Origin of the sequence: Amycolatopsis japonica (assembly GCF_000732925.1) — a bacterium.
GTDB lineage: Bacteria > Actinomycetota > Actinomycetes > Mycobacteriales > Pseudonocardiaceae > Amycolatopsis > Amycolatopsis japonica.
Genome location: NZ_CP008953.1, coordinates 7458417 through 7474170 on the forward strand (window position 1 = coordinate 7458417; position 15754 = coordinate 7474170).

Consider the following 15754-nt stretch of genomic DNA (forward strand, 5'->3'; position numbering starts at 1 on the left):
GCTCACTGCGCGCCGGGCAGCAGCCCGACGGCACCGCGCGCGACCTGCGACCAGGCGAGACGTCCGAAGAGGTAGTGGCAGGCGACCTGTTCGCTGGTGAACCGCGCCCAGTCGTACCGGTTGCCCTGCTCCCGCCAGAAGACCTCCCAGGCGGGCTCGGCCCCCTCTTCCTCGGTGCGCATGAGGCACCAGGCGTTGTCCACCTCGGCGCCGACCGAAACCACTTCGGGCGGCACGCCCAGCGCGGCCAGCCACCGCAGGATCGTCCCCGTGTTCACCGAACCTCCCCCGTGACGTCCGCCAGGAAGCCCAGCGTGACGAGTTCATCGGCGCCGAGCACCGTGCGAAAGCGCACTCCGCCGCCCGGCTGCCCGAACCATCCGGCGGTCACCGAACGCCAGACCGGCAGCGGCCGGACGACGCGGTAACGCCGGTAGGCACCGGCCTGGTCCGGCGGCAGCGAGCGCATGGGGAACAGGGTCGCGTCCTCCGCGAACACCCGGCCGTGCTGATCCCCGAAACGGTCGACATGAGTACCGGCCTCGAGCATCGTCGGCGTCGCCGGATCGCCGTCGGACGGCCACAGATAGCCCGTTCCGGTCATGAAGCGCTCTTTCCAGTCCTCTTCGGACATTTCGCCCCACGGATGGTGTCCCCTGGTCAACTCCGGTGGCGGAACGGCGGCCGGAGTCGTCGGCGAACGACGGAAACCGCTGCTGACGTGGGACAACGCGTCCAGGTCGTCGAGCACGTCCGCCTCGGGATGGTCCTGCGGGCCGGAACCGCCGTCGGGCAGCGGCAACTGACGCGCGGGTTTGCCCATCGCGACCGGGAGATGCCCGATGGGGAACATGTGCACGAGGAACAGCGCGATCACGCTCTCGCGTTCCGTCCGTAACGCCCCCATGGGCGGCGGGGCGGCGGGCTTCGGCGGGAAAGGCACCCGCAAAGGCGCCACCGAAGGCGGCCACGGCGAAGGCGCGTACGGAGCGCGAGCCCCGTGCGGTGGTGTCGGGGCGTCGTACTCGACGGGCAGCCGGATCGGGCCCGTTCCGGCCTCGCTCGGATCGGTCACCGCACCTCCCCCAGGAATCGGTTCCCACCGATGAACGGGGGAGGCAGCGGACAGGACGCGCTACGACCTTAGCGCCGGACGGCGTTCTCGTCGGCGGATACCCGAAAGCGCGGCGAACCTCAACCGGCCAGCGCGTTGACCACCCGGGACGGACTCGGCCTGCCCAGCTTCCCCGCCATCCACTTGCTCGTCGCCACCAGCGCGTCGAGATCGACACCGGTTTCGACGCCGAGACCGTCGAGCATCCACACGAGATCCTCGGTCGCGAGGTTCCCGGTGGCCGATTCGGCATACGGGCAGCCGCCGAGACCGCCGGCCGAAGAGTCCACAGTGGACACGCCGCAGCGGAGGGCGGCCAACGTGTTCGCGAGCGCCTGGCCGTAGGTGTCGTGGAAATGGACGGCCAGGGCGTCGACGCCGGCGAACTCCCCGATCAGCGTCTCGACCTGACCCGCGGTGGCGACGCCGATCGTGTCGCCGAGCGAGAGCTGCGAGCAGCCCAGGTCCAGCAGCCGCTTACCCACTCCGGCGACCTGCGCGGCCGGGACGGCGCCCTCCCACGGGTCGCCGAAGCACATCGACACGTACCCGCGGACGTCGAGCCCCGCGGCCCGCGCCCTGGTGACGACCGGCTCGAACATCGCGAACTGCTCGTCGACCGTCGAGTTGAGGTTCTTCTTGGCGAAGGTCTCGGTGGCGCTGGCGAAGATCGCGATATGCGAGACACCGGCCTCCAGCGCCCTGTCCAGCCCGCGCTCGTTCGGCACGAGCACCGGGTACCGGACGCCCTCGCGCTGGTCGAGCCCGGCCAGGAGCTGCTCGGCGTCGGCCAGCTGCGGCACCCATTTCGGGCTCACGAAGCTGGTCGCCTCGAGCGTGGTCAGCCCGGAATCGGCGAGCCTGGCCAGGAATTCGAGTTTGACCTCGACCGGGACGATCGACTTCTCGTTCTGGAGACCGTCACGCGGGCCGACCTCCCAGATCGTCACCCGCTCCGGCAGGGAGTAGACGGACGGGACCTTCTCGGGCAGCCCCAGCTCTCGCGTGCCCATCAGCGGCGCCGGTTTCCGCGCGGCGGATGCCCCTGCGGCGGCAGCGGCTCGGTCTGCTGCGGTCCCGGCGCGAAGTCGTCGTACGGGTTGTCGTTGACTTCGCGGTAGATGACCGTGTGCACGCGCTCGACCTTGGGGATGTCGTCGAACTTCAGCGGTTCGTCCGAAGCGGACTCGATCACCAGCGTGCCGCAGCCGAACACGCGGTCCAGCAGCCCGTGCTCGAACTGGACGCTGTTGATCCGCGACAGCGGGATGTCGATGCCGGTCCGCTTGAGCACACCCTCGCGGGCGATCAACCGGTCCGTGGTGACGATGAAATGCGTCGTGCGCCACCGGACGAACGGCGCCAGGAACAGCCATACGACGAGACCGAGCCCGACCGCGGCGATCGCGATCTCGGAGATCAGGTCCCACGGGGCCGTCGCGTCCTTCGCGATGACGGCCAGCCAAATCCCCACGCCGAGCGTGACGATCAGCGCGAGGAACGGGAAGATCAGCATCTTGAAATGCGGGTGACTGTGCACCACGACGTGCTCGTTCTCGCTGAGCAAATCGTCCGGATAGGCCACGACGGACGCTCCCAAAGTGTGTTCGGCGCTGGTGAGCTCACCGTACCGGCGAACGGTCCCGGCGGAAGAGGAGACGCCGGAAATCGAGACGCACGGATCAGGCCTTGGCGGGCCGCACGTGGACGACGTCTCCGGCGAACACCGTGTACCGCTCACCACCGGGAACGTCGACCTGGAGCTGGCCGGCGGGATCGATGTCGGCGGCGCGGCCGGTGAGCGCCGAGCCGTCGGGCAGCTGGACCTCGACGTCCTGGCCCAGCGTGGCGCAGTACCGCCGGTAATCCCCGAGCAGGCCGGCCTCGGCCAGGGATCCGCCCGCGAGCCGCCAACGGCGTTCGAGCTCGTCGAACGCGGTGAGCAGCCGGACGGCGATCTCGGCGCGGTCGGTCTCCGTCGCCCCCTGCTCGGCCAGCGAGGTCGCGGGCAGGCCACCGGGCCCGGCCGGGACGCTCTCGCCGAGCGGCAGCACGTTCACGCCGACGCCGAGGATCACGGTGGTGTCGTCACCGGCGACGGCCTCCGCCAGGATGCCCGCGCATTTGGCACGGTCCGGGCCGGCGAGCACGTCGTTCGGCCACTTCAGGACGGCGTCGACGCCCAGCCCCTCGGCGACCTCCCGGACCGCGAGGCCCGCGACCACGGAAAGTGAACCCAAATTGGCGAACGGGACGCCGCCCGGGCGCAGCAGCACACTGACGTAGAGGCCCGATCCCTTCGGCGAAGACCAGTGCCGGGCGCGGCGGCCGACCCCGGCCGTCTGCTCCTCGGCGATCAGCACAGTGCGGTCTTCAGCCCCCTTCGCGGCGGCTTCTCGCAGGTCGGCGTTGGTGGACCCGGTGCTCGCCACGACCTGGATCGCGGCGTACCGGCCGGACAGCGCGGCACTCAGACGCCCGGCGTCGAGCGCTCCCGTCTCACTCATTCGTCCAGAATATGAGAGTCCCCCTAACGTGCAAGGCGTTCGCTCGTTACGCAGAGGTGGTCTCCAATAATCTGGACGGCGTGACCGAGCCCGAGCCCGCCCCGAGCGCGTCCGAACCCAGCCCGAAGAAGTCGTGGGCGCACGGCGTGGCGATGCGCGGCCTGGTCGCGCTCCCGCTGGTCGCGGGGCTCGCGACGGCGGGCTGGCTGCTCGCGGGCGGGAACGATCCCGCCCCGGTCGACGGACGTCAGCCCGTGCCCGTTCCCGCCGCGAAGCAGGACCCGGCCACCGTCGGCGGCGGCGCGGGTCCGTCGGTCCTGGAGGTCAGCGCGCCGGTCAAGGCGCAGGAGACGCCGAAGGGCGCCCGGCCGCTCGAAGAGTGGGCGGGGAAGCTGGCCGGGCCGCTGGACATCCCGGCGAAATCGCTCATGGGCTACGCGAACGGCGAACTGGCGCTGCGCGGCGAGCAGCCGAACTGCCACCTGTCCTGGGTCACCCTGGCCGGGATCGGCGCGGCGAGCTCGAACCACGGACGCGGCGGGGACAACCCCCTCGGCCTGTCGGCGCAGCAGTGGAAGAAGCACGGCGCGTCGATCCCCGGCATCGCGAAACCCGCGCTCGCCGACCCGGACTCCGCTTCGGTCGCCGCGGGCCGCGCCCTGTGCGCTTCCGGAGCCGACCTCGGCGGCGGCAACGGCTGGTGGAAGGCCATCGCCGGTTATCAGGGCGGCAAGGGCAACGAGGCCGAACTGTTCCGCCAGCGCGTCCTGGGCAACGCGCAGCTGTACGCGACCCTGTCCCTCGACCCGGCGCGCTCCGCCAGCCCCGCCGTGAAGGCGACCCGTTTCGCCCTCGGTCAGCTGGGCCTCCCGTACGTGTGGGGCGGCAACGGCCCCGAAGCGGGCGCGGCGGGCTTCGACTGCTCCGGGCTGACCAAGGCGTCCTACGACGAAGCCGGTGTCGCGCTCCCGCGGACCGCCGACAGCCAGTTCCGCGCGCTGCCGCAGGTGCCCGGCGAGCCGAAGCTCGGCGACCTCGTCTTCTACGGGAACCCGTCGACGCGGATCCACCACGTGGGGCTGTACCTCGGGAACGGGCTGATGATCAACGCGCCCACCCAGGGCCAGGCGATCCAGATCCACACGTATCACTCGAAGGGCGACGATTACACGGGTGCCGGACGGCCCGCGGCCTGACCTCAACCTGCCAACCGGCGACGGCGCCCGTCGCCGATGCCTACCGTGTGGTCATGCGTGAGATCGAGTTCCGCAGGTTCTCCACGGAACCAAGGCGACCGGACGAGCGAGAAACGTGGCTCCAGTTCCTGATCGACGGCGTTTCTTTCCTGGACCTGGTGCGCGAGGCCGAACTTCCCGACGCGCTCGCGGAACAGAAGGAGCGCAGCGAGGAATTCCCGACGGAGCCCGCACCCTTGCTCGCCGGGGATTACGCGAATTCGACGCGCCTTTCCGCCGGGCACCTGCTCGGCGAAGCGCCGGATCGCGTTCCGCATGGCGCGGAAGACGACGAGTACCTGTTGCTGGGGTGCGCGTGCGGTATCGAGGAGTGCTGGGCGCTGGTGGCGAAGATCGCGGCCGACGAAGACTCGGTGACGTGGTCGGATCTCCGCAACACGTACCGGGACTGGAACTACGACGCGATGGGCGTTCTGACGTTCTCGCGCCGGCAGTACGAGAGGGCGCTTCGCGCCGCTTTTGGCAGCTGAACTTTCGGCCATCCGACGGATCCAGCCGGAGCCGGTGTCGCGAAAGCCACTTTCGCGACGTCTGATGTCGCGAAAGTGGCTTTCGCGACACGGCCTCACGGCGTGATCCAGACCGTCACCCGGGTAGGCCGATGACGCCGCGAACCCGGCGACGACTGACGCACGACTCGCCCCTCCGAGCGCCCCGTCAACGGCGTCGTCGCGTCTGCCTCGTACAGCACGATCTCGGCTTCCGCGGCCAGGGCGAGAGCCTGAGCGACCGAAAGCCCCACGAACTCCGGGACCGGCCACGGCAGGTCGTAGTTCAGGTTCCGTGACACGCCACCCATGACGCCTCCAGTTTCACGCAGCCGATGAACTGCGGGCATCGGCATGTCCCGGGAGAACGGCCAGTCGATTCCCGGCCCGATTCCGGCCAGCAGGCGGGACACGAAGGTTCCGTGACTGCCCACCAGCACGACGCCACCGTCATACTCCTCCGCGAGCCGATCGACCGCGGCCATCGCCCGTGCGGTCAGCTGCCGCAGGCTCTCGCCACCCGGACGCGCGAAATCCGGATCGGCCCAGCTGCGCTCGTAGTGAGCGGCGTAATCCGGTGTCGGCTCCAGGCCCGAGTCCCACTCGCGCAGCTCCCAGCGCGTCGTGACTTCGAGCCCCGCCGCCCTGGCCGCGGGTGCGACCGTCGCGACGGCTCGCCGGTACGGGCTCGACACGACCGCCGTCGGGTTCATCCCGGCGAGTTCGTGCGCGAGCAGTTCCGCGGCCGCCACGCCCGCCGCGGTCAGCGGCCGCTCCCGGTCGTCGGGCTTCCCCGGCGAAGGCGGAACGGACTCGGCATGCCGGACGAGGACGATCTCGCAGCTCACGAATGAGCGGCCAACCACTCGAGCGCGTCTTCCCCGTGGCGCAGGACAGAGACGTGCCCGTCCTCGAGGAACACGCGCGACTCGGCCGTGGCGCACTGCCGGGCCAGCCATTCGCCGTGCGCGAGCGGCACGATCCGGTCCTCGCCGCCGTGCAGGAACAGGGCCGGCGCCCGGAGATCGGACGGCTGGAAACCCCACGGCGCGACGTACGCGAGGTCATCGTCGATCAGCGCGGCGGGTCCACCCTCGACCGCGGGGCCGACGACGTCGAGGATCCACTTCCAGTCACCCGACAAGGCGGCATGGTCCGCCGGGGTGAACATCTCCGCGTCGTATTCGGCCGTCGCCTCGTACCGCTCTTTTTCGTCCCGCCCCGCAACGGCGGCCGTCAGGGATCCGACGCCCGCCGCGCCCATCCCGGCGAACCAGTCCAGACCGGCGGCGCCGTACGGGGCCAGGCTCGCGGCACAGACCATCGCCGACACCCGATCGGGCAGCAGAGCAGCGCAGGCGAACGCGTGCGGCCCACCACCGGAATGCCCGAAGACGGCGAACCGCTCGATGCCCAGGGCGTCGGCGATCTTCTCGACGTCCGACGCCGCCGACGCGACATCCCGGCCGGGCCGCGGCGACGAACCGCCGTAACCGGGCCGGTCGTAGGAGACCCATCTCAGTCCGAGCCGCTCGGCGGCCGGGAACAGCGGGGCGGGCGGTGCGCCGATGTTCGGGGTCCCGTGGTGCCAGAAGACCACCGGACCGTCCCCGCCCGTGTCGTACGTGTGCAGTGTGGCCCCGTCCCCCAGGTCCACGTCCGACTCGTTCACCATGACCCGAGCGTAGGGCACCCTGGAGCCATGTCCCGCTATCACGAGATCAAGCACCGGGTGGCCACGACGTTCCAGCGCCACGTCGGCAACCCGATCCTCGTCCGGCTGCCGAACCAGCCGATCCTCGAGACCACCGGCCGCAAATCCGGCGAGGCCCGGCGGACGCCGATCGGGGGCCGCCGGGTGGGCCGTGAGTTCTGGATCGTCTCGGAGTTCGGCGAGAAATCGCAGTACGTCCGCAACATCCAGGCCGATCCGCGGGTCCGCGTCCGGCTCCGTGGCCGCTGGCACACCGGCACGGCGCATCTGCTCCCCGGCGACGACCCCCGCGCGCGGCTCAGGGCGCTCCCCAGGCTCAACAGCGCCGCCGTACGCGCGATCGGCACGAACCTCCTCACGATCCGGGTCGATCTCGACGAATGAACGTTTGCCTTGACGCCAAGGGCAAGGTTTACGCTCGGGACCATGCGGATCGGCGAACTCGCCGCGCGTACCGGAACCACCACCCGCGCGCTGCGTTTCTATGAGTCACAAGGGCTTCTCGACGCACGGCGCGCGTCGAACGGGTACCGGGAGTACGACGAGGACGATTTCCGTCTGGTGAACGAGATCCTGACCCTGCAAGCGGTGGGGCTCAGTCTGGAGGACACCAGGCCGTTCGTCGAGTGCCTGCGCGCCGGGCACGAGACCGGCGATTCGTGCGCCGATTCGATCGAGGTCTACCAACGCAAACTCGCCGAGGTGGACGCCTGTCTGGCCAGGCTCAACGACGTGCGGGACAGCCTCCTGACCAAACTCGCCGGCGCGCTGAAAACGCCGCCGGGACCGTGCGTCGTCGTGCCGCGAACCGAGGAGGCCTGAGTGTCCCTTTCCGTCGTCACCGACGAAACCTTCCCAGCGCTCGTCCTGGACCAGGACAAGCCCGTCCTGGTGGACTTCTGGGCGCAATGGTGCCCGCCTTGCCACATGATCGCGCCGGTGCTCGAACAGATCGCCGAAGAACGTGCCGGATCGCTGATCATCCGCAAGCTCAATTCCGACGAAAACCCGCTCACGGCAAGGAATTATCAGGTCATGTCCCTGCCGACTTTGATCCTCTTCCGCGACGGGAGTCCTGTGTGGACGACCGTCGGCGCCCGGCCGAAGGCGCGGCTGCTGGCCGATCTGGACGCCGTTCTGCAGCCGTCCCTCTCGTGAGTGGCAGGACGGTTATCGAGGTGTAAGGCAAAGTTGGCGCATTTCGGGCACGACTGGGGGATGCGGCACCGCATTCGCGTGCTCAGACACGGATCTCGCGTGATTAAAGGCGGATCTCGCGTGCTTGGCAGGGGCGAAGGGGCCCTTCGCCGCATCGGACGCGGCGAAGGGAGCCTTCACCCCACCACCGAACCCGCCCACGAACCTGAAACGCCACTCACGAGCCCTATCGCGAACCGCGCGGTAATTGTGTTGCGCGAGCGACACCCCGCTCGCATCCTTCACCCATGACATCGACCCTCACCTTCCTGCCGCCGTCCACCGTCGTCCGACGGGTGCGGAAGCAGCAGCAGGCCGGGTCCGGGTGGAGGCCGACACCAGTCCGACCGTGAGCGCCGCGTTCGTCGCCGGTCTGCTCGCCGGGTATGGCATCGCCATCCCGGTGGGCGCGGTCGGGACCTATCTCGTGGTGTTGACGGCCAGGTCGGGGCTCAGGATCGGCGCGTACGCCGCGCTCGGGGTCGCCACCGCGGACGGGCTTTACGCCCTGGTGGCGGTCCTCGGCGGGGGCAAGCTGATTCCGGTCATCGAGCCGATCGCGGTGCCACTGCGCTGGATTTCGGTCGTGGTCCTGCTCGGGCTGGCCGTCCACATCGGATTCACCGGGGTCCGGAACTACCGTGACTCAGCGAAGGCCGAGCTGACCGAACCGGTCGCGATCGGGCCGGTCAAGGTCTACGTGAGCCTCCTCGGAATCACCCTGCTGAACCCGATGACAGTGGTCTACTTCGCGGCGCTCGTACTCGGCAGCAAGGACATGGCCGCGGCGAGCGGGGCGGAACACGTCGTCTTCGTGCTCGCGGCGTTCGCGGCCTCGGCCAGCTGGCAGTTGTTCCTCGCGGGCGGCGGCGCCGTGCTCGGCAAGGCACTGACCGGACGTCGTGGACGGCTGGCGACCACGCTGGCGTCCAGCGCGCTCATCACCGTGCTCGGCCTTCGCCTTCTTTGGTGACGAATCGAGGACTGTAGGTGTCCTCATCGCTTGCGAGGCTGTGCCCATGACCGAAACCCAGCAACGCCCGGCTTCCCTTCACTCCTACCTCGCATACAGCGATGCCCCGAAGGCGCTTCGCTGGCTCGAACGCGCCTTCGGCTTCGAGACCACCACGGAGTATGCCGACGACAAGGGGTTGATCCTGCATTCGGAACTGCGGCGCGGCGAAGTCCGGATCATCGTGTTCAGCGCGGAAGAGGACTACGACCGCCCGGCCCGCAAGGGCGAAACCGTCGGCCACGGCCTCTACGTCAGCCTTCCGACGCAAGAGGCCGTGGACGCCGTCTTCGCTTCCGCCATCGACGCCGGCGCGACGCCGGTCTGGAAACCGGAGAACACCGAATGGGGCAACTACCGTTGCCGTGTCGACGATCTCGAAGGGTACGAATGGACTTTCGGCACGTACGTCCCCGGCGAGCCGCAGGGTTAGAGCAGCCGCGCGAACCACTCGCGGGTGCGGCGCAGCAGATCCAGCTGATGCGCCCGCCCGCGAATCGAATGTCCTTCGCCGGGATAGACCACGAAGTCGTGTTCGACGCCGAAGTGGCGTAGCGCGCGATGGAAGAATTCCGCCTGGGACAGCGGGACGTTCGTGTCGTCCGCACCGTGCACGATCAGCACGGGGGTCTCGATCTCCGACGCGTGGGAGATCGGGCTGAGCCGATCGTGCCGGTGCGGACCGGTCCCTTCCCAGCCGGTACTTCCGCCGAGCGCGGCTTCGAACGGGCCGAACTCGCCGGTCGCGGCGAGCATCCCCCAGTCACAGATTCCGGCGCCCATCAACGCCGCCTTGAACCGCCTGGTCCGGCCGACGGCCCAGGCCGACACGAACCCGCCGTGGCTCCAGCCCGCGATGCCGAGCCGATCCGGATCGGCCACCCCTTCGGCGACGAGCAGATCGATCCCGGTTTCGAGATCGCTCCATTCCTCCAGCCCGACCCGTCCCGCGACGGCGGCGGCGAATTCGTGGCCATGTCCTTGTCCCCCACGGGCATTCGGCAGGAAGACCGCGTGCCCCGCCAGCGCGAGCCATTGCGCGGACGGGAACCAGCCGAGCCGGAAGCCGTCCGCGTACCGGTCGTACGGCCCGCCGTGCGGCAAGGTGATCAGGGAGAACGGGCCGTCATCCCGGGTCTTTCCCGGCGGGAGGACGAGCAGCCCGTCCAGAGCCAGGCCATCGGAAGCCTTGTAGGACAACCGTTCCTGAGCGCCCCAAGTGATTTCGGCGAATTCCGGCGCCGTGTCGCTCACCCTCGCCAAGGGCTCGCCGATCGGTCCACAATGGACATCCTTCGGCCGGTGAGCGGTGCTCAGCACGATGGCCACGACCTCGCCGTTCGAAGCGACGGCGTCCGCTTGCCCGCGCCAGAACGCCACTTCTCCTGATCCGAGCCGATGGAGGGCCGTGTCGAGCCCGTCGGCGACGAGCATCAGCGGCGCACCGGAATCGACCTGCGCGAGCCTGATCGGGCAGGCCGATTCCGGCGTCATGTTCCGATGTTCGGCGGTTTCCACGGGCACGTCGAAGACCGCCCAGCCACCCACCATCTCCGGTGTCGCGAGATAGGCGACGTGCCAGTCTTCGCCGTTCCGCCACCAGACCGGGCTCGTGGCTTCGACCGCGGTCCTCCCGAGGTCGCGCCGCTCCCCGGTTTCCAGGTCCAGCACGGAAAGCCGGGGTTCGAGCCCGCCGGGATCGAGCTCCGGGGTGGGCCAGGTCAGCACCGCGAGCGCCCCGTCGTCCTGACGGCGGGCGACACCGACGACGTGCTCGTCGACCAGCGTCCTGATCTCCCCGGTCCGCCGATCGAAACTCCGGAGCCGCGCCGGGCGGAGGCTCTCGCTCCAGACCCGGATGGCCACGGCGGGTGTCTCGTCCTCGGCGATGAACACGATCCGTTCACGCATCGGGAGGAACGCGGTGATCTCGCTCCGCCAGGCGAACAGCGGCCCGTCCACCGTGTGGATCAGGCCGTCCCGGAGGAAGTAGAGGGAGTTCGACGACCATTTGGGCATGGAGCCCTCGGCCAGCCTCCGGGGTTCCTCGCGACCGTCGACGGACGCGAACCAGATCTCGGGAACGGGGTCCGCGATGGTGTCGACCTGGTAGGCGACCCACCGCCCGTCAGCGGAAAGCGTGGGATTCGACGGGACTCGGCTGTCGGCGATCAGCTCAGCGGTCAGCATGTGTTCATACTGCCGACAAAGCCTTCCCCAGTGCGTCGAGCCAGCATCCGGTTCCCTGCTCGCGCCAGGCCGGTTCTTCCTGTCCGTCGAGGAAGGTGCCCTGCTCGATCAGCGTCAGGCGGGTGCCGTCCGCCTCGGGTTCGAGCAGCACCGTCGTGAGCGAGACGGTCGCGAGGACGTCGTCGGTGGACAAGGACGTGGCGTAGACGATCCGCTCGTTGTCGACGATGTCCTCGTACCGCGAATCGGCGATCAGCTTCCGGCCGTCGCCATGGGGACCCGTGGTGATCTCGCGGCCACCGACGCGGAAGTCCAGGGAATGCTCGCCACCGGACACGGTGAACCAGCCGGCTTTCGCGGCGGGATCGGCCCAGGCCGCGAAAACGCGTTCCGGCGACACGGGGTAGACGCGTTCGAGGGTGAACGTGGCGTGTTTGACGGTCATGACCTGTTCCCTTCGTCGGAGTTCAGAAAGCCACCAAGACGATCGAGCCGGTGTTCCCAGCCGGTGCGCTGTCCGCCGAGCCAGTCCTCGGCCATCCGCAGGCCGTCCGGTTCGAGGTGGCAGGTGCGGACCCGCCCCGCCTTCTCCGACCGGACGAGCCCGCTCGCCTCCAGCACCTGGAGGTGCTGCATCACGGCGGGCAGCGACATCGACAGCGGCTGCGCGAGCTCCCCCACCGAGGCGGGTCCCCGGGTGAGGCGCTCGATCATTTCGCGGCGCGTCCCGTCGGACAGCGCCTTGAACACCTGATCCATCCGTTGGTTAGGCACATGCTTAACCATCCACCCACGCCGAGCGATAGTCAAGTAAATGCTTAACTTTCTGCGGTCATCCCCTCCACGAGCAGCCACTGCGACGCCAGGTACGAGGTCAGCACGAAGGTTTCGAGATTGGCTCGCACCCGCTCGCTGGTGACGAAGTTGCGGCGGATCAGGATCGCCAGATCCGACGCGGAGAACAGCAGCGCACCGGCGGCGATCCAGGTCCGGCGGTCACCCGACGGGATCACCATCCCGCCCGCGACCTTGGCCTTCGGCGCCAGTACCGGGTCCGCCGCGAGGGTCGACGTCGTGCTCAGCAGGCCTCCGTAGGCCGAAAGCACCGAAGAGACCGGAGAGGGCTTCGGCAACGCCATCGCGACCGCGGCCGCCGCCCACGCCGCCAGCCGGGGCGACGCGGTCGCCGCGCGCGGACGAGCACCCCGGCGCCACAGCAGCGCGGAGTACAGCACCTGCATCAAGCCGAACGACGTCGCGCCCTTGATCAGCTCGCCGTCTTCATCGGACCGGCCCATGAAATGGTCGCCCGCGCCGGCCGCGATCAACGCGGCGACGAGCAACCCCTTCTCCCCCGGCGCAAGCCCCCGCGAACGCGCGACCCGGGCGGCGAGTACCGGAACCGCGGCAGGTTTGGTCGCGAGTTGCAGCTTCCGATTACCCGTTCTGGCGGAGTACACCGTGCCGATCGCGGCACCGGCGAACAACACGCGTTCGGCGATCTTGAGGGCTTTCACCAACCACCTCCGGAACTTATTTCTGGGTAAGTTACCAGGAGGTCAGTCTGATTCAGACGGCTTCGCGGAAGGTGTTCCGGTACGCGCTCGGCGAGACCCCCAGCGCCGCCTGCAGATGCTGGCGCAGCGAGGCGGCAGTGCCGAAACCCGCCTCGGCGGCGACCTTGTCCACCGGCAGATCGGTCTCTTCGAGCAGCTGACGCGCCCGTTCGATCCGCTGCTGGGTCAGCCACTGCAACGCCGAAATCCCGACCTCGTCGCGGAACCGCCGCGTGAACGTCCTCGTGCTCATCGCCTCTTTCGCCGCCAGCTCGCGCAGCGTCAGCGGCCTGTCGAGATTCTCCAGCGCCCAGGCCCGGGCCGCCGCCGTCGACGAGGACTGCGGCTCCGGCACCGGCCGCCGGATGAACTGCGCCTGCCCGCCCTCGCGATGCGGCGAGACGACCGTTCCGCGCGCGACCTCGTTCGCGACCGCGGCACCGTGATCACAGCGGATCATGTGCAGGCAGAGGTCGATCCCGGACGCGACGCCCGCCGCGGTGAGGACGTTCCCGTCGTCGGTGTAGAGCACGTTCGGGTCGAGGGCGACCTTCGGGAACTTCGCCTGGAAGTCCAGCGCCGAACGCCAGTGCGTGGTCGCCTTCCGGCCGTCGAGCAGACCGGCGGCGGCGAGCACGAAGGCACCCGTGCAGATCGACGCGATCCTGGCCTCCGGCCGGATCAGCTCCAGCGCCCGGGCCAGCGGCTCGGTGAGGTCGTGCCCCGAAGGTTCGTATTCGGTGGAGGACGCCGGGATGACGACGGTGTCGGCCTCGGCCAGCACTTCCGGGCCGTGCGCGACCGAGATGGTGACGTCGGCGTCGGTCCGGATCTGCCCGGGTTCCGGCGTGCAGGTGACGACTTCGTAGAGCGGCTCGCCGTCGGCCGATCTGGCCGTGCCGAACAGCCGGGTGACGATGCCCAGCTCCATCACCAGCATTCCGTGCCGGACCAGCACGGCGACCCGATGGCGGCCGGGATGCGTGAAAAAGCCCATGGCTCGATTCTTGCACATGTTGTCCATCGGGCCACTCGTTTCGACGACGGGACCGAGCGACGGTGAGACCATGAACGTGCTGTGGATCTTCGCTCACCCCGAACCCCGTTCCCTCGGCGGCTCGCTGCGCGACGAGGGCTTGCGCACCCTCCGCGCGCAGGGCGCCGACGTCCGGGAATCCGATCTGTACGCGATGAAATGGAAGGCCGTCGTCGACGCCGACGACTTCGGCCGGGCCGCCTCCACGGAGCGGCTCATCGTCGGCTCGACGTCGAAGGACGCCTTCCGGACGGGCGAACTCGGCGAGGACATCCGCGCCGAGCACGAAAAGCTGGCGTGGGCGGACACCGTGATCTTCCAGTTCCCGTTGTGGTGGTACGGAATGCCCGCGATCCTCAAGGGCTGGTTCGACCGCGTCTTCGTCAAGGGTTTCGCCTACGGCGTCCAGCGCCCCGACGGCCGGACGGCACGCTACGGCGAAGGAGCACTGGCCGGGAAACGCGCCATGGTCGTGCTGACCGCGGGCGCGCCGGAGGCCACCATCGGACCGCGTGGCGTGAACGGCGAGATCGGCGATCTGCTGTTCCCGCTTCAGCACGGAACACTGTGGTACGCGGGGATGTCCGTGCTGCCGCCGTTGACGATCTGCGGCGCCGACCGCGTTTCGCCCGAGCAGTACGAGGCCGCCGCGGAGTCACTCCGCGAGCGACTGCGGACACTGTCCACTCAGGACCCGATCCCGTTCCGCCGTCAGAACGGCGGCGACTACGACGACGCCCTGGTCCTGCGAGACGAACTGGCGCCAGGGCGGAGCGGTATCGGCGTCCACCTCGCCGGTTGACCTAATATTACGTCGCGGTTATATTTCCCTCACGGCACATTAGGAGGTAACCGTGAACGCTCGCGCCCGGTTGGAAACCGTCGGAGAACGTCCGGCGCTGCGGATCGAACGCCGTCTCGCGCATCGGCCGGAACGCGTCTGGCGGGCGATCACCGAACCGTCGGAGCTCGCGAACTGGTTCCCCGCCGCGGTCACCGTCGACCTGCGGCCGGGTGGGGCCATCGAGTTCACCTTCGAGGGCGAAGAGGCACCGACAGTGGGCGAAGTCCTTGAAGCCGACGAGCCCCGCGTCTTCGCGTTCAGCTGGAACGAAGACGTGCTGCGCTGGGAGATCGTCCCGGAGGGTGAAGGCAGCCGTCTGCTGTTCACGCATACGTTCGGCCGGGGTGAACCCGCCATCGCCAGGATCGCCGCGGGCCGCACGGCCGCCGGCTGGGACAGCTGCCTCGTCGCGCTCATCGCCTTGCTCGACGGCAAGGATCACGAGCCGCCGCAGGACTGGGTCGGCCCGATCGAGGCCTACACCGAGGAGTTCGGGCTCGCCGAGGGCGAGGTCCTGGAAACCGGCGACGGCAAGGTGATCCGCTTCCGCCGTGATCTGGTCTGGAAACCGCTCGACGAGGTCTGGGGCCTTCTCTCGGCCGAAAAGGCCGCGGGGACGGTCATCCGCGAAGAGCCGCCGCGGCTGCTGGAGTTCAGCCTGCCGCGAGGTGGCGTCGTCCGCTGGGAGTTCAGCCATTCCGAACTCGACGGCACCATGGTCGAGCTGACCCAGACCGTCCCCGCCGGACAGGACGACGTCGTACCCGAAGCGCTGCGAAGCTGGCGAGAGAAGTTGAAAGAGTTCTTCGCGGCGGCTCACGGAAGCTGATCTCCACCCTG

General features: G+C 69.2%; 21 protein-coding genes. 9 read left to right on the top strand and 12 right to left on the bottom strand.

The window, feature by feature from the left end; all coding sequences use genetic code 11:
* Nucleotides 1–2: 2 nt before the first annotated feature.
* The 5 genes from AJAP_RS34275 to AJAP_RS34295 form a co-directional block, all read right to left on the bottom strand.
* A complete protein-coding gene (locus AJAP_RS34275; RefSeq protein WP_007031910.1) occupies nt 3–278 on the bottom strand; it encodes a hypothetical protein in 276 nt (91 codons plus the stop codon).
* Nucleotides 275–1075, bottom strand: a complete 801-nt coding sequence (locus tag AJAP_RS34280; protein ID WP_038519250.1) for a TNT domain-containing protein — start codon at nt 1073–1075, stop codon at nt 275–277. Before AJAP_RS34280 ends, AJAP_RS34275 begins: the two co-directional genes overlap by 4 nt.
* A gap of 119 nt (nt 1076–1194) precedes the next feature.
* On the bottom strand, nt 1195–2127 hold the full coding sequence (locus tag AJAP_RS34285; protein ID WP_038519253.1) for a hydroxymethylglutaryl-CoA lyase: 933 nt from the start codon (nt 2125–2127) through the stop codon (nt 1195–1197).
* Nucleotides 2127–2699: a PH domain-containing protein gene (locus AJAP_RS34290; RefSeq protein ID WP_037335809.1), complete on the bottom strand. Its 573-nt coding sequence runs from the start codon at nt 2697–2699 to the stop codon at nt 2127–2129. The genes AJAP_RS34285 and AJAP_RS34290 overlap by 1 nt, the downstream gene beginning before the upstream one ends.
* A 97-nt stretch (nt 2700–2796) precedes the next feature.
* Nucleotides 2797–3621 (bottom strand): biotin--[acetyl-CoA-carboxylase] ligase, encoded by an 825-nt coding sequence (locus AJAP_RS34295; RefSeq protein WP_038519255.1) that lies wholly within the window; start codon nt 3619–3621, stop codon nt 2797–2799.
* Between the two features lie 80 nt (nt 3622–3701).
* Between AJAP_RS34295 and AJAP_RS34300 the strand changes: the two genes are divergently transcribed.
* Together AJAP_RS34300 and AJAP_RS42625 are read left to right on the top strand one after the other, a co-directional pair.
* Nucleotides 3702–4817 carry a C40 family peptidase gene (locus AJAP_RS34300; protein ID WP_174492066.1) on the top strand — a complete coding sequence of 372 codons (1116 nt, stop codon included), beginning with the start codon at nt 3702–3704 and terminating at the stop codon, nt 4815–4817.
* Between the two features lie 53 nt (nt 4818–4870).
* Complete coding sequence (locus AJAP_RS42625; protein ID WP_148311613.1) at nt 4871–5347, top strand: hypothetical protein; 477 nt, start codon at nt 4871–4873, stop codon at nt 5345–5347.
* Between the two features lie 95 nt (nt 5348–5442).
* Here AJAP_RS42625 and AJAP_RS34310 read toward each other — a convergent pair whose 3' ends face one another.
* Entirely contained in the window at nt 5443–6213 is a 771-nt protein-coding gene (locus AJAP_RS34310) for a histidine phosphatase family protein (protein ID WP_228694716.1), read from the bottom strand.
* Nucleotides 6210–7040, bottom strand: a complete 831-nt coding sequence (locus AJAP_RS34315; protein WP_038519257.1) for an alpha/beta fold hydrolase — start codon at nt 7038–7040, stop codon at nt 6210–6212. Before AJAP_RS34315 ends, AJAP_RS34310 begins: the two co-directional genes overlap by 4 nt.
* 27 nt (nt 7041–7067) lie before the next feature.
* Here AJAP_RS34315 and AJAP_RS34320 point away from each other — a divergent pair, with 27 nt between their 5' ends.
* The 5 genes from AJAP_RS34320 to AJAP_RS34340 all read left to right on the top strand — a co-directional run bounded on the left by AJAP_RS34320 (nt 7068) and on the right by AJAP_RS34340 (nt 9721).
* Nucleotides 7068–7463: a nitroreductase/quinone reductase family protein gene (locus tag AJAP_RS34320; protein WP_038519260.1), complete on the top strand. Its 396-nt coding sequence runs from the start codon at nt 7068–7070 to the stop codon at nt 7461–7463.
* A 42-nt stretch (nt 7464–7505) separates the two neighbouring features.
* A complete protein-coding gene (locus AJAP_RS34325) occupies nt 7506–7901 on the top strand; it encodes a MerR family transcriptional regulator (protein WP_016331353.1) in 396 nt (131 codons plus the stop codon).
* Entirely contained in the window at nt 7902–8237 is a 336-nt protein-coding gene (trxA, locus tag AJAP_RS34330; protein WP_038519264.1) for a thioredoxin, read from the top strand.
* A 388-nt stretch (nt 8238–8625) separates the two neighbouring features.
* Complete coding sequence (locus tag AJAP_RS34335) at nt 8626–9249, top strand: LysE/ArgO family amino acid transporter (protein ID WP_038524419.1); 624 nt, start codon at nt 8626–8628, stop codon at nt 9247–9249.
* Between the two features lie 46 nt (nt 9250–9295).
* A complete protein-coding gene (locus tag AJAP_RS34340) occupies nt 9296–9721 on the top strand; it encodes a VOC family protein (protein ID WP_038519267.1) in 426 nt (141 codons plus the stop codon).
* On the opposite strand, the gene AJAP_RS34345 is transcribed toward AJAP_RS34340, so the two are convergent.
* Genes AJAP_RS34345 through AJAP_RS34365 form a run of 5 tightly spaced genes read right to left on the bottom strand, consistent with a single transcriptional unit; the run spans nt 9718 to nt 14058 of the window.
* Nucleotides 9718–11478, bottom strand: coding sequence for a S9 family peptidase (locus tag AJAP_RS34345; RefSeq protein ID WP_038519270.1), 1761 nt, complete (start codon nt 11476–11478; stop codon nt 9718–9720). The two genes, AJAP_RS34340 and AJAP_RS34345, sit on opposite strands and share 4 nt — an antisense overlap.
* A gap of 4 nt (nt 11479–11482) precedes the next feature.
* Nucleotides 11483–11923: an SRPBCC domain-containing protein gene (locus AJAP_RS34350; RefSeq protein ID WP_038519273.1), complete on the bottom strand. Its 441-nt coding sequence runs from the start codon at nt 11921–11923 to the stop codon at nt 11483–11485.
* On the bottom strand, nt 11920–12237 hold the full coding sequence (locus AJAP_RS34355) for an ArsR/SmtB family transcription factor (RefSeq protein ID WP_038519275.1): 318 nt from the start codon (nt 12235–12237) through the stop codon (nt 11920–11922). Before AJAP_RS34355 ends, AJAP_RS34350 begins: the two co-directional genes overlap by 4 nt.
* A gap of 59 nt (nt 12238–12296) precedes the next feature.
* Nucleotides 12297–12995 carry a lysoplasmalogenase family protein gene (locus AJAP_RS34360; protein ID WP_038519277.1) on the bottom strand — a complete coding sequence of 233 codons (699 nt, stop codon included), beginning with the start codon at nt 12993–12995 and terminating at the stop codon, nt 12297–12299.
* Between the two features lie 52 nt (nt 12996–13047).
* Nucleotides 13048–14058: a GlxA family transcriptional regulator gene (locus tag AJAP_RS34365; protein ID WP_038524422.1), complete on the bottom strand. Its 1011-nt coding sequence runs from the start codon at nt 14056–14058 to the stop codon at nt 13048–13050.
* Nucleotides 14059–14101: 43 nt separating this feature from the next.
* On the opposite strand from AJAP_RS34365, the gene AJAP_RS34370 reads away from it, so the two are divergent.
* Nucleotides 14102–14872, top strand: a complete 771-nt coding sequence (locus tag AJAP_RS34370) for an NAD(P)H-dependent oxidoreductase (protein ID WP_038519279.1) — start codon at nt 14102–14104, stop codon at nt 14870–14872.
* 52 nt (nt 14873–14924) lie between these two features.
* Nucleotides 14925–15743 carry an SRPBCC family protein gene (locus AJAP_RS34375; RefSeq protein WP_038519281.1) on the top strand — a complete coding sequence of 273 codons (819 nt, stop codon included), beginning with the start codon at nt 14925–14927 and terminating at the stop codon, nt 15741–15743.
* The last annotated feature ends 11 nt before the right edge of the window (nt 15744–15754 follow it).